Origin of the sequence: Pantoea sp. BJ2 (genome assembly GCF_040255075.1) — a bacterium.
Classification (GTDB): Bacteria; Pseudomonadota; Gammaproteobacteria; order Enterobacterales; family Enterobacteriaceae; genus Pantoea; species Pantoea leporis.
In genome coordinates this window covers 3340487-3353769 of the sequence record NZ_CP158292.1, presented here as the reverse complement: position 1 = coordinate 3353769, position 13283 = coordinate 3340487, and the positions used below count along the sequence as shown (strand labels likewise).

Annotated in this window: 14 protein-coding genes; 12 read left to right on the top strand and 2 right to left on the bottom strand. The window is 57.6% G+C overall.

What is annotated here, in order from left to right; translation table 11 throughout:
* Positions 1-40: 40 nt before the first annotated feature.
* The 9 genes from prfB to AAF463_RS15450 all read left to right on the top strand — a co-directional run bounded on the left by prfB (position 41) and on the right by AAF463_RS15450 (position 8138).
* Positions 41-1139 (top strand): peptide chain release factor 2 gene (prfB, locus tag AAF463_RS15490; protein WP_110867985.1). Its coding sequence is split into 2 segments (ribosomal slippage): positions 41-115 and positions 117-1139, totalling 1098 coding nucleotides; the frame shifts between segments, so codons are not numbered across the junction.
* A gap of 9 nt (positions 1140-1148) precedes the next feature.
* Positions 1149-2669, top strand: coding sequence for a lysine--tRNA ligase (gene lysS / locus AAF463_RS15485; protein ID WP_101761966.1), 1521 nt, complete (start codon positions 1149-1151; stop codon positions 2667-2669).
* Positions 2670-2917: 248 nt separating this feature from the next.
* Entirely contained in the window at positions 2918-3769 is an 852-nt protein-coding gene (locus AAF463_RS15480; protein ID WP_350261058.1) for a MurR/RpiR family transcriptional regulator, read from the top strand.
* A gap of 262 nt (positions 3770-4031) precedes the next feature.
* Entirely contained in the window at positions 4032-4868 is an 837-nt protein-coding gene (locus AAF463_RS15475) for a transporter substrate-binding domain-containing protein (protein ID WP_101761967.1), read from the top strand.
* A 2-nt stretch (positions 4869-4870) separates the two neighbouring features.
* Positions 4871-5503 (top strand): urea carboxylase-associated family protein, encoded by a 633-nt coding sequence (locus AAF463_RS15470; RefSeq protein WP_350261057.1) that lies wholly within the window; start codon positions 4871-4873, stop codon positions 5501-5503.
* Positions 5487-6134, top strand: coding sequence for an urea carboxylase-associated family protein (locus AAF463_RS15465; RefSeq protein ID WP_350261056.1), 648 nt, complete (start codon positions 5487-5489; stop codon positions 6132-6134). The genes AAF463_RS15470 and AAF463_RS15465 overlap by 17 nt, the downstream gene beginning before the upstream one ends.
* A gap of 3 nt (positions 6135-6137) precedes the next feature.
* Positions 6138-6788 carry an amino acid ABC transporter permease gene (locus AAF463_RS15460; protein WP_008108217.1) on the top strand — a complete coding sequence of 217 codons (651 nt, stop codon included), beginning with the start codon at positions 6138-6140 and terminating at the stop codon, positions 6786-6788.
* On the top strand, positions 6788-7453 hold the full coding sequence (locus AAF463_RS15455) for an amino acid ABC transporter permease (RefSeq protein WP_176973592.1): 666 nt from the start codon (positions 6788-6790) through the stop codon (positions 7451-7453). The genes AAF463_RS15460 and AAF463_RS15455 overlap by 1 nt, the downstream gene beginning before the upstream one ends.
* A 13-nt stretch (positions 7454-7466) precedes the next feature.
* A complete protein-coding gene (locus AAF463_RS15450; RefSeq protein ID WP_350261055.1) occupies positions 7467-8138 on the top strand; it encodes an urea carboxylase-associated family protein in 672 nt (223 codons plus the stop codon).
* Positions 8139-8310: 172 nt separating this feature from the next.
* On the opposite strand, the gene AAF463_RS15445 is transcribed toward AAF463_RS15450, so the two are convergent.
* Positions 8311-8937 (bottom strand): hypothetical protein, encoded by a 627-nt coding sequence (locus AAF463_RS15445; protein ID WP_101761972.1) that lies wholly within the window; start codon positions 8935-8937, stop codon positions 8311-8313.
* A gap of 362 nt (positions 8938-9299) precedes the next feature.
* Here AAF463_RS15445 and AAF463_RS15440 point away from each other — a divergent pair, with 362 nt between their 5' ends.
* Positions 9300-10463, top strand: coding sequence for an MFS transporter (locus AAF463_RS15440; protein ID WP_101761973.1), 1164 nt, complete (start codon positions 9300-9302; stop codon positions 10461-10463).
* Here AAF463_RS15440 and AAF463_RS15435 read toward each other — a convergent pair.
* The gene (locus AAF463_RS15435; RefSeq protein ID WP_350261054.1) at positions 10460-11380 is read right to left on the bottom strand and encodes a LysR family transcriptional regulator; all 921 of its coding nucleotides are present in this window, start codon (positions 11378-11380) and stop codon (positions 10460-10462) included. The genes AAF463_RS15440 and AAF463_RS15435 overlap by 4 nt on opposite strands.
* A 110-nt stretch (positions 11381-11490) precedes the next feature.
* On the opposite strand from AAF463_RS15435, the gene lysA reads away from it, so the two are divergent.
* Both lysA and AAF463_RS15425 read left to right on the top strand, forming a co-directional pair.
* Positions 11491-12744, top strand: coding sequence for a diaminopimelate decarboxylase (lysA, locus tag AAF463_RS15430; RefSeq protein WP_101761975.1), 1254 nt, complete (start codon positions 11491-11493; stop codon positions 12742-12744).
* Positions 12744-13193, top strand: a complete 450-nt coding sequence (locus tag AAF463_RS15425; protein WP_350261053.1) for a GNAT family N-acetyltransferase — start codon at positions 12744-12746, stop codon at positions 13191-13193. The genes lysA and AAF463_RS15425 overlap by 1 nt, the downstream gene beginning before the upstream one ends.
* The last annotated feature ends 90 nt before the right edge of the window (positions 13194-13283 follow it).

Genomic DNA, 13283 nt, shown 5'->3' with positions numbered 1-13283 from the left:
TATCTCCTTTCACCGAATCGTCAAAAAAGACTGAAAAGCCATGTTTGAAATTAATCCGGTCAAAAATCGTATCCAGGACCTCAGTGAGCGCAGCGACGTTCTTCGGGGGTATCTTTGACTACGATGCCAAGAAAGAACGCCTCGAAGAAGTAAACGCCGAGCTGGAGCAGCCTGACGTCTGGAACGAACCTGAGCGCGCGCAAGCGCTGGGTAAAGAACGTGCTTCACTGGAAGCGGTAGTGGAAACCTTAGATCACATGACGCAAGGCCTGGAAGATGTGCAGGGCCTGCTGGATCTGGCGGTGGAAGCTGACGACGAAGAGACTTTCAACGAAGCGGTTGCCGAGCTTGATGCACTTGAAGTGAAGCTGGGCGAACTGGAATTCCGTCGTATGTTCTCAGGTGAATATGACAGCGCCGACTGCTACATGGATATTCAGGCCGGTTCCGGCGGCACCGAAGCGCAGGATTGGGCCAGCATGCTGCTGCGCATGTATCTGCGCTGGGCGGAAGCCAAAGGTTATAAAACCGAAATTATCGAAGAGTCAGACGGTGAAGTGGCCGGAACCAAATCCGCCACCATTAAAATCATCGGCGACTACGCGTTTGGCTGGCTGCGTACCGAAACCGGCGTTCATCGCCTGGTGCGTAAGAGCCCGTTCGATTCCGGCGGCCGTCGTCATACCTCATTCAGTTCGGTGTTTATCTACCCGGAAGTGGATGACAACATCGATATCGATATCAATCCTGCCGATCTGCGTATCGACGTTTACCGCGCCTCCGGTGCGGGTGGCCAGCACGTTAACAAAACCGAGTCTGCGGTGCGTATTACCCACTTGCCGACCAACATTGTGGTGCAGTGCCAAAACGACCGTTCACAGCACAAGAACAAAGATCAGGCCTTCAAGCAGTTACGCGCCAAGCTGTACGAATATGAGATGCAGAAGAAAAACGCGGATAAGCAGGCAGCGGAAGATAACAAATCTGATATCGGCTGGGGCAGCCAGATCCGTTCTTATGTTCTCGACGATTCACGCATCAAGGATCTGCGTACCAGCGTAGAAACCCGCAACACCCAAGCGGTGCTGGATGGCGATATCGATCGTTTTATTGAAGCAAGTTTAAAAGCAGGGCTATAAGGAACCGACATGTCTGAACAACAACCGCAGAGCGCTGATGCCGCCCTTGAGTTAAACAACGAACTGAAAGCGCGTCGCGAAAAACTCAGCGCGCTGCGTGAAAAAGGCGTGGCGTTTCCTAACGATTTCCGCCGCGATACCACGTCCGATGTGCTGCACGCCAGCTATGACGCGAAAGAGAATGAAGAGCTGGAAGCGCTGGGCGTTGAAGTGAGCGTGGCCGGTCGTATGATGACGCGCCGCATCATGGGTAAAGCGTCATTCGCGACCCTGCAGGATGTCGGCGGCCAGATTCAGATCTACGTCTCACGCGACGATCTGCCAGAAGGCGTCTACAACGAGCAGTTCAAAAAGTGGGATCTCGGCGATATTCTCGGTGCGCGCGGTAAGCTGTTCAAAACCAAAACCGGTGAGCTGTCGATCCACATCACTGAGCTGCGTCTGCTGACCAAAGCGCTGCGTCCGCTGCCGGACAAATTCCACGGCCTGGCCGATCAGGAAACCCGTTATCGTCAGCGTTATCTCGATCTGATCTCCAACGACGATTCGCGCAAAACCTTTAAAATTCGCTCACAAATCATGGCCGGCATTCGTCAGTTCATGGTTAACCGCGACTTTATGGAAGTGGAAACCCCGATGATGCAGGTGATTCCTGGCGGCGCGTCTGCGCGTCCGTTCATCACCCATCATAATGCGCTTGATATCGATATGTACCTGCGTATTGCGCCAGAGCTGTATCTGAAGCGTCTGGTGGTTGGCGGTTTTGATCGCGTGTTCGAGATCAACCGTAACTTCCGTAACGAAGGGATTTCGCCGCGCCATAACCCAGAGTTCACCATGATGGAACTCTATATGGCATATGCGGATTACAAAGATCTGATCGAACTGACCGAAAGCCTGTTCCGTACGCTGGCGCAGGATGTGCTGGGCACCACGGAAGTGCCGTATGGCGATCACAGCTTCGATTTCGGTAAGCCGTTCGAGAAGCTCACCATGCGTGAAGCGATCAAAAAATACCGTCCGGAAACTGACCTGAGCGATCTGGAAGACTTTGATAAAGCGGTAGCGATTGCCCAATCACTGCACATCAAAGTTGAGAAGAGCTGGGGCCTGGGCCGCGTCGTTACAGAGATCTTCGAAGAGACCGCTGAGGCGCACCTGATTCAGCCAACCTTCATCACCGAATACCCGGCTGAAGTATCACCGCTGGCGCGTCGTAACGACGAGAACCCGGAAATCACCGACCGCTTTGAGTTCTTCATCGGCGGCCGCGAAATCGGTAACGGCTTCTCAGAGCTCAACGATGCAGAAGATCAGGCTGAGCGTTTCCTGCAGCAGGTGAATGCGAAAGAGTCTGGCGATGACGAAGCGATGTTCTACGACGAAGACTACGTCACCGCGCTGGAACACGGCCTGCCGCCAACCGCTGGTTTGGGTATTGGTATCGACCGTATGGTGATGCTGTTCACCAACAGCCACACCATCCGCGACGTGATCCTGTTCCCGGCACTGCGCCCGACCGGTAAGTAGTATTTCGCCGAAGTCCCCCATCCCGGCCTTCCCCCATAAATGGGGGAAGGAGACGCTGCCACATGCAACTCCCCAACTACCATATGGCAGCATCTTCCTCCCCCATTCATGGGGGAGGACCGAGGAGGGGGACAGCAAGCACGGACCGAGTAGCGATTCAGCCAGCACATTCTCCCCAACACAAAATTCCTGATGACAACTCGGCACGCTCTGTGCAGGATGGTTTTTTTCTTTTTCAGGGAATCACCATGAGTGCAAAAGCGGCAACGTTAGAGGGCCGGATTCGTCAGCACTGGGATCAACTCTCCAGCCACGAGCAGCGACTTGCCGATGTGCTACTCGCCGCACCAGGCCAGTTAGCCATGAACACCGCCACCGAACTGGCACACAGCGCGGGCGTGTCCAAAGCCACCACCACGCGCTTCTTCCGCCATCTCGGCTATGAAAGTTATGAAGCCGCACGTCGCCAGGCGCGTGACATGCAAAGCAGCGGTTCACCGCTCTATCTGCAACCGGCACCCAGCGCGTCGCCATTAGCGAGCATCATGCAGCAGCATCTGGAAAGAGAGATCGCCAACCTGGTCAACAGCTATCGCACGCTGGACAGCGAACAGCTGCAGCAGGCGGTCAGCGCCATCAGCCAGGCGCGACGCGTGGTGGTCATGGGTTGGCGCCACAGCCAAACCATCGCGCATCTGATCTATCGAGACCTGATCCATATTCACTCCGATGTGCGTCTGCTGCCGCGTCCCGGCGATTCGCTGGCGGAACATATAGCGGCGTTGACCGCCGAGGATGTGGTGATCTGCGTCGGTCTGCGTCGTCGCATGCCCGCGCTGGAGGCGGCGATGGACGCGCTGGCCGAGCGCAATGTGCCGATGTTGTATATCGCCGACGTGCTCTCCGGCAAACCGGCGCGCCATGCGCAGTGGGTAATCCGCTGTCACACCGACAGCAGCCTGATTTTCGATAGCACCGCCGCGCTCTCCGGCGTGTGTAATCTGCTCTGTTCACTGGTGGCCCGGCAAATGGGTAAAGCCAGCAACGATCATCTCGCGCAAATCGAAGCGCTGCACCAATCCCTCGACGAACTGGAATAATGTGCCTTGCTGGCGCATTGTGCGCCAGAAAAATCACCAAAACGGTGCAATTCTGTCCAGTGCCCACCCATCCAATTATCCCCGTCTTACCGTGTGTGAAATCATAGAAATTAAAAATAAAAACACAGAAACAAATGTTTCCATTTGATTTTATTTAATAAAATCTGTTTCTTATCAAGTATCCCTGCACAGTAGTGAAAAAGCTGGCACAAAATATGCTCAGTAGAAAATGACATTTCACCAACACCAGGGAAACACCATAATGAAAAAAACAGCACTGCTGATTGCCGCACTTCTCTCTGTCGGCACCATGGCGCAGGCACAAGCCGATACGCTGGCCGACATCAAAAGCAGCGGCAAAATTACCGTCGGTATCGATCCAACCTTTCCTCCCTACGAATACACCGATGACAAAGGTGAGATCACCGGTTACAGCGTGGCGATCATGCAATCCTTTGCCAACGATCTCGGTGTGAAACTGGAGTTTCAGAAAACCGCCTTCAGCGGCATTCTGCCGGGCCTGATTTCGGGCTCCTTTAATGCCGAAGGTTCATCCCTCAACGTCACGGCGGAACGCGCGAAGAAAGTGCTGTTTACCGTGCCGTACAGCAAAACCGTCAACGGCGTGCTGGTGCGTGAAGCCGAGGCGAAAACCTTCAGCGGTAAAACCCTGAGTCCGGAAAGCTTGTCGGGTCTGCGCGGCGCGGTGAAAACCGCCAGCGTGCCAGAGCAGCTGTTGAAGGGTTTCAACGAACAGTTGAAGAAGGAGGGTAAAAAACCGATCACCATCATCAATGTCGATTCACTCGATCAAACCGTCAGCACCTTGATGACCAAACGCGCCGACTTCGTTTATGACGACATCTCGGTACTGGCGCCGGTAGCAAAAAAATATGCCGGCAAAGTGGCGCAGGTGGGCGAAGTCGGCCCGTCGCAGTGGATGGGTTGGGCGACACGTAAAGAAGATGGCAGCCTGAACAAAGCCATTAGCGACCACATCCTGGCGATGCAGAAAGACGGCGAACTGACCAAACTGCAGCAGCAATATCTCGGCACCACCTTTACCGTGCCCGCCAGCGACTTCATTCCGCAGGAGTAATTATGTGCCAGTCCAACCTGACGGTGCCTGCCGGCTTTGGCAAAACCTTCCGCGTGCGCAAGGGCCAGTTTATTACCGTGATTGACAGCGAAGGGCAGCAGGCGGCCGATTTTGTCGCGGTGAATGCCGATGACCTGAACGAGAAGCTGTCGCCGGTGCACACGCGCCAACAGCTGCGCTCGCTGTTCTTTAAGCCGGGCGACGCGTTGTGGTCGAGTGAAAACCGCCCGATGCTGCGCATTCTTGCCGACAGCATCGGCATCCACGACGCCAACGTACCGGCCTGCGATCGCACCCGTTTCAGCATCGATTTCGGTGTCGAAGGGCATCGCAACTGCGTCGATAACCTGCTGGAGGGGATGAAGGCGTTTGGCGTCACCTACTTCTCGCTGCCGGAACCGTTCAACCTATTTCAGAACGGCCCGGTCACCGCCGATGGCCGCATGGAAGTGACCGATCCCAACAGCAAAGCGGGCGATAGCATCACCTTTGAAGCGCTGTGCGATCTGATCTGCGCGGTCTCATCCTGCCCGCAGGACATTATTCCCGGCAACGGCCTGCAGGTGACGCCAATCGACATCGTGGTCAGCGACTATTTTCACGCTCAGGAGATGAATCATGCTGTTAATGCGTGAAAGTTATGAAGAAACCGCCGTGCGCACGCTGGCTGAACCGGTGCAGGTTGCAGCGGGCAGCATCGGTTCGATTCGCGTGCTGCGTGGCCAGTTACTGCGCATCACCGCTCAGGGCGACGGCGCGGTGGCTTCGCTGTTTGGCTTTAGCCTTGCCGATCCCGCCGTGTGGCTGTCGGTGCACCACACGCGGGTGTTTAGCAACAGCTACCTGCTCGGTTCCGGCATGCGTCTGGTGAACAACCGTCGTCGTCCGATGATGGTGCTGGGCAAAGACTGCGTGAAGCGTCACGACCTGCTGCTGCCGGCCTCCACCACGGCGTTTCTCGCTGAGCGCGGTTATCCGGGCGAAGGTTGTCTCGATGCGCTGCGCGGCGAGCTGGCGCGTCTGGGCATGGTGGTGCCGAAGCTGCCGGATCCCATCAATCTGTTTATGCACGTCAAGCTGACGCGTGAAGGCAAGATTCTGCCGGAAACCAACCTGACCCAAGCTGGCGACAGCATTACCTGTCGCGTGGTGATGGACATGCAGTTCATCGTTTCCGCCTGTAACACCGGCATTGAGGGCAACGATCGTCCCGCGCCGCTGCTGCTGTCGGTGGCGGAAAACCTGCACGACTTTAACGCGGAGTAACGCATGGGGCTGGATCAACAGGTAGTGGCCGCGTTGCCGGAACTCGGGCACGGCCTGCTGATGACGCTGGTGCTCACCGTGCTGGCGTCGTTAGTCAGCGTGGTGATGGGGCAGCTCGGTTGCTTCCTGCAGCTGCGTCGTGCCTGGATCTGGCGCGCCATCGGGCGTTTCTATGTCAGCGTGATGCGCGGAACGCCGGCGATTGTGCAGCTGTTTGTGGTGTTCTTCACCTTGCCGCGGCTGGGATTAGGCGGTCAGCCGATGCTGGCGGCGGTGATTGCCATTGGCCTCAACAGCGGCGCGTACGTGGCGGAAATCCTGCGCGTGAATCGCAGCCTGGTGACGCGCGGACAGCTGGAAGCGTCGCGCACGCTGGGTCTGAGCCGCCTGCTGACGTGGTGGTACGTCATCAATCCCCAAGTGATGCGCGCCAGTCTGCCGATGCTGGTGAATGAATTCACCATTCTGCTGAAAACCACGCCGCTGGCGTCGGTGGTGGCGCTCACTGAACTGACCTACGCCGGACAGATCGTCATCGCCCGCACCTACGAAGCCACGCAGGTGCTGCTGCTGGTGGCGGCCGGTTATCTGCTGATCGCCATGCCGTTAATTGCGGCGGCGCGTCGTTTAGAAGCGAAGCGGAGGTTAGCGTAATGGATTGGCAGGCAATTATCACCTCTTTGCCGTCGCTCGGTGACGGCCTGATCGCCACCTTGCAGCTTTGTCTGGTGGCGGCGCTCTGCTCGCTACTGTGGGGCGCGCTATTGGCCGTGCTGCTGATGCGTGCCTCGCGGTTCTGGCTGCGTTTGCTCAATCTTTACAGCGGGTTAACCCTCGCGCTGCCGCTGCTGGTGGTGATCTATCTGCTCTATTTTGTGCTGCCGGAATATGACATCACGCTGTCGTCGCCGGTGGTGGGCGTGCTGGCATTGACGCTCTACTACGCGCCTTACATTGCGCAGGTGATCCGCTCCGCCATTGATGCGCTGCCGCAAGGGCAGTGGGAAGCGTGCCGCGTATTGGGCCTGAGCCGCAGCGAACAACTGCGTGACGTGGTGCTGCCGCAAACGCTGCCGCAGATGCTGTCGCCGCTGGTCGGGCTGATGATCGGTTTGATTAAAGACTCCGCGCTGCTGTCGATTGTCTCGGTGCAGGAGTTTATGTACGCCGCCAAACAGGCGATTTCGGATACCTACGCGCCGCTGGAGATCTATCTCACGGTGGCGCTCTGTTACTGGCTGCTCAACAGCGTCATCGACTGGCTGGCGCGCGGCCTTGAATCTCGCATGACGCGCTATCGTCGTGCCATGCAGCATTAATCAGGAGAACAACATGTCGGCTGAATTTCAGCATCGTGAAGCGATGACCATCCCGGCGCGCTACGGCAAAGCGGTGCGCTTGAAGCAAGGTGAAGCGGTGCAGGTGATTAACCTGCACGGCACGCAGGTGGTGGATTGCTGGGCTTACAACGCTGAGGATGTGAGTGAATATATGTGTATGGAGGCGACGCGCGTGTGGAATCAGTGTCTCAATCCCAAAGTGGGCGACAGCTTTATCACCAGCCAGCGCCACCCGATTTTGACGCTGGTGGCGGATACCTCGCCAGGCGTGCACGACACCTTTATGGCGGCCTGCGATGCGCGTCGTTATGAGCTGCTCGGCTGCACCGAACCGCATCGCAACTGCCATGACAATCTGTTTGAAGGCATGCGTGAGCTGGGCGTGACGCTGCCGCATGGCAATCTGGCCTCGTTTAATATCTTTATGAATATTCAGGTGCAGCCGGATGGCATCACGCTGAAGACGCTGCCGGTGGTGACGAAGCCGGGCGACTATATTGTGCTGCGCGCCGAGATGGACTGTTTTGTGGCGTTTTCCGCCTGTCCGCAGGATATCGTCAGCATTCAGGGGCAGGGCGACAACACCCCGCGCGATGCCGAGCTGCGTATTCTGACCAGCGGTTTTCCGCAGGTGCAGGTGCAGGGGGCGTGGGTTCCGGCTTGATGGTGCACGCTGTCCCTGTGCACGCTGTCCCCCATCCCGGCCTTCCCCCATGAATGGGGGAAGGAGACGCTGCCACATGCAGCTTCAGAACTCACATTTTGCAGCATCTTCCTCCCCCATTTATGGGGGAGGACCGAGGAGGGGGACAGCCAGCACCGACAGCCAGCACGATCTAAGACTTCACCACCCCATCCAGCCACGCCTGAAACCGTGCGTACGGCACATACAGCGCCACATTCTTAAACAGCGTTTTGCCGCTTTTATTGTCATCAATCTGGCTGCTGTAACCGACAATCACCCCCGCCAGCGTATCATCGCTGGCGTTATACACCGCGCCGCCGGACATACCTTTCACCACGCCGGCATTGGCCGCCACCACCACACAGCTGGCTTTGTTCCAGTCATTCGCCAGCGTGGTATTGATCAGATTCTTGCCGCTTGACGCTACCGGCATCGCGGAAATAAAGCTGTAGCCATACAGATTCACGTCGTCGCCGATATGGCTATTGCGGAACGGCGGCGGCAAATTGGCTTCGCTGTTTTTATGGTACACCACAGCAATATCGCATTCGGGATGCCAGGCTTTAACCCGATAGAGTGAATACTTCGCCACGTGGGCCGCCGTCAGGCTGTATTCGGGCGTGAGAGGAATGGTGGTGCCAAGTGCACCAATACCCAGCACCGTTGGAATGCCGGTGACGGTCATATCGACGCGTTTTGCTGCTTCTTTGCTGTATTCGTAATGCCCAACAGAGCAGCCGCTTAGGCAGCCAACCGTTAGCGCGATGAGCCATCGCATACGCTTTCCCCTCGATTTTTGACACCCCATAACCGGGCAATCCATTGAGGTATCGGCAGTGCACGTCCATCCTTTACTGTTTGATTTTGCGTCAAAAGCTGACTCACTGTGATAACGATCACATCCTTTTCAAGCGTAGCGCGGAAACCTCCATCTGTCTCAATGGTTAGTCAGTGACATTTTCGCGCGCAGGGATTATTGCTGCGGGCGCAAAATAGTCTTGCGGCGCGCAGGGTGGTTGGCATGGAAGGGCTATGCTTTAATAACAATGTGACGCAGTTCAAATTTTAATAAGCGTCTGTTGTCACCGTACTGCGTTCGCAGTGCGGCCCGCCTGCAAAAAATTATTGGGAGAGTGTGTTATGCCTGTTGCATTACTGGCGCTGGCGCTGAGTGCGTTCGCCATCGGCACCACGGAATTCGTCATTATGGGATTGCTGCCCGAGGTGGCGGGCGATCTGCAAGTGACCATTCCTTCTGCGGGATGGCTGATCAGCGGCTACGCGCTGGGCGTTGCTATTGGCGCGCCGATCATGGCGTTGCTGACCGCCAAACTGCCGCGTAAACGTACTCTGATTCTGCTGATGATCATCTTCATCATCGGTAACGTGCTCTGTGCATTGGCCTACACCTACAACCTGCTGATGCTGGCGCGTGTGGTGACGGCGCTGTGTCACGGTGCGTTCTTCGGCATCGGTGCAGTGGTGGCGGCGAGCCTGGTCGCTCCAGGTAAACAAGCTTCTGCCGTGGCGCTGATGTTCACCGGTTTGACGCTGGCCAACGTGCTCGGCGTGCCGCTCGGCACCTGGTTTGGTCAGATGTTTGGCTGGCGCGCCACCTTCTGGGGCGTGGCGATCATCGGCATCTTCGCCTTTATCGCGCTGATGGTGAGCCTGCCGACCAACAAAGAAGAGAAGCCGGTGCATCTGGCGAGTGAAATCAGCGCGCTGGCCAACGGCAAACTGTGGCTGTCGCTGCTGATGACGGTGTTCTTTGCGGCGGCGATGTTTGCGCTGTTTAGCTACATTGCCCCGCTGCTGTTGCAGGTGACCGGTATCTCGGATCGGGGTGTTAGCTGGACGCTGTTCCTGATTGGCGCGGGTCTGACCGTCGGCAACATTCTCGGCGGCAAGCTGGCCGACTGGAAAGTGTCGTTCAGCCTGATCCTCAGCTTTGTGCTGATTGCGGTGTTCTCGCTGCTGTTCAGCTGGACCAGCCATGCGCTGTGGCTGGCGGAAATCACGCTGTTCCTGTGGGCGATGGCGACCTTCGCCACCGTGCCGGGCTTGCAGATTAACGTGGTGCGCCACGGCAAAGATGCGCCGAATCTGGTCTCTACGCTGAATATCTCCGCCTTCAACGTCGGCAATGCGCTCGGCGCGTGGGTTGGTGGCGCGGTGATCGAGAAAGGGTACGGCCTGACGTCGGTGCCGGTTGCCGCTGCTGCGCTGGCCGCGGTCGGATTGGTGATCTGCCTGATCACCTTCCGCAAAGCGGGCGGGCAGGGCGAAGCGGTCAACGCTTAAGCCAGCCGCTCGGCAATACGTTGTGGAAACGCCGCCACGTGCCGTTGCAGGTGGTCGCAGAAGTGATCGACCAGCGCCGAAGCCGGTCGATGCTGCGGCCGCACCAGACTCACGGTGAAGGGCACGGCAATACTGAAGCGACGCATCACCACACCGCTGTCGGCGTAATCCAGCGCCGTCAGCGGATTCACAATCGAAATCCCCACGCCCGCGCGCACCATCGCGCACACTGACGCCGCGCTGTGCGTCTCCAGCACCAGATGACGCTCCACATTCTGCTCATGAAACAGGGAATCCAGCAGCTGACGATAGCTATCGCTGCGCGACAGGCTGACGTAGTTTTCACCGTGGAAATCCTGCGGCGTCAGCACCTCGCGCTGACACAGCGGATGCTGTGGCGGCAGCACGCACACTTCGTCACAGGTCAGTAGCGGCAAACGTTCGGTGCCCGCCGGTGCGTGTTGGGTTTCGGTCAGGCCGAGATCGTAACGCTGTGCCGACAGCCACTCTTCCAGCAACGGCGACTCCTGCGGAATGATATTCAGGCTAACCTGCGGATAGCGCTGAAGAAAGGGCTGCAGCAGCGGCGGCAACAGCGACTGAGAAAACACGGGCAGGCAGGCGATCGACAATTCACCCTGACGAAACTGACGCAACCCTTCGGCGGCATCCATGATGCGATCTAGCCCGTACCACGAGCGCTGCACCTCTTCGTACAGCCGCAAGCCTTGTACCGTGGGCTGCAGGCGGCCGCGCACCCGTTCGAACAGCTGCAGGCCGAGCTGCTGCTCGAGGCGCGCCAGTTCGCGGCTCACCGTGGGCTGCGAAGTGTGCAGCAGCGTCGCGGCCTGCGTCAGGTTGCCGCTGGTCATCACCGCGTGAAAAATTTCGATATGTCGCCAGTTAATTTTTGCCATTGTCTCCTCCAGATAACCCATATCATATTTGTATAGACGTCGCTAAAACAGATATTTTTCTGAATTGATGCGCTGTGGCTAAATAGCCTCAATCACACAGGAGAATTGACATGCCACGCCCACTCAACAACACCGAAACCGCGTTAACTGCCGCCAACTTACTGCCGCTGGCGCAGCGTTATGCCGGCCCATTCTGGGCTTATGATGCGGCGATTATTCAGCAGCGCATTGCGCAGCTCGGCGCCTTCGACGTGGTGCGTTTTGCGCAGAAAGCCTGCTCCAACATTCACATTTTGCGTCTGATGCGTGCGGCGGGCGTCAAAGTCGATTCGGTATCGCTGGGTGAAATCGAGCGTGCTATTGCCGCCGGTTATCAGCCGGGCGGCGAAGATATCGTCTTCACCGCCGATGTGTTTGATCAGCCAACCCTGACGCGTATCGCCGAGCTGAAAGTGCCGGTCAATGCCGGTTCGGTGGATATGCTGCATCAACTGGGCGAGCTGTCACCGGGCCACGCGGTGTGGCTGCGCATCAATCCGGGTTTTGGTCACGGTCACAGCCAGAAAACCAACACCGGCGGTGAGAACAGTAAACACGGCATCTGGCACAGCGATCTGCCGCTGGCGCTGGCGGCGATTCAGCAGCACGGCCTGCGTCTGGTCGGCCTGCATATGCACATCGGTTCCGGCGTGGATTATGGCCATCTGCAGCAGGTGTGTGACGCGATGGTCGATCAGGTGGTGGCATTTGGGCAGGATTTGGAAGCGATTTCTGCCGGTGGCGGTTTGTCGATTCCGTATCGTTTTGACGAAGAAGCCATTGATACCCAGCACTATTACGGCTTGTGGAACGGCGCGCGTGAGCGTATCGCTGCGCACCTCGGTCACCCGGTGAAACTGGAGATTGAGCCAGGCCGCTTCCTGGTTGCTGAATCGGGCGTGCTGGTGTCACAGGTACGCGCGGTAAAAGAGATGGGCAGCCGTCACTTTGTGCTGGTCGATGCCGGTTTCAGCGATTTAATGCGTCCGTCAATGTACGGCAGCTATCACCACATTTCCTTGCTGCCGGTCGATGGCCGCGCGCTGGGCGACGCCACCGTGGAGAGCGTGGTGGCCGGTCCGCTGTGTGAATCGGGCGACGTGTTCACGCAGCTCGAAGGTGGCAAAGTAGAAACCCGTGCGCTGCCTGTGGCGCAGGTCGGCGATTATCTGGTGTTCCACGATACCGGCGCATACGGCGCGTCGATGTCGTCGAACTACAACAGCCGTCCACTGATTCCGGAAGTGCTGTTCGAGAATGGCGCGGCGCGTGAAATTCGTCGTGCGCAGACCATTCAGGAGCTGCTGGCGCTGGAGCTGATTTGATGAAGATCGTCGCGCTCAGCGAGGTGCCGCATCACGCCACGCAGATCACCGACTGGCTGTGGCAGGCGTTTGGTGACGGTACGTCGCGTGAGTTTTACCACAGCATTGTGCGCAGCAGCCTCAACGGCGCCGACTTTCCGGTGACCTTCGTGGCGCTGGACGGCGACATACCGCTCGGCACGGTGGGATTCTGGCGCTGCGATTTGATCAGCCGTCAGGATCTCACGCCGTGGGTGGCGGCGCTGTTTGTTGAGGAGTCCGCGCGCGGCAAGGGATTGAGCAAAGCGCTGCAGCAGCATGTGATCGATTTCGCGCAGCAGCGCGGTCATGACAAGCTGTGGTTATGGTCCACCTTTGGCGGCTATTACGAACGTTTTGGCTGGCAGTATCAATGCGACGCGCTGGAGTTCCCGGATGTGCGGGTGAAGGTGTATTCGCGGTATTTGTGATGGGTGCGCGTTGTCCCTCATCCCAGCCTTCTCCCGCAAGCGGGAGAAGGAGCCGCCCAAGCAAGCTGTAAATCCGAGGTTCACTCCACC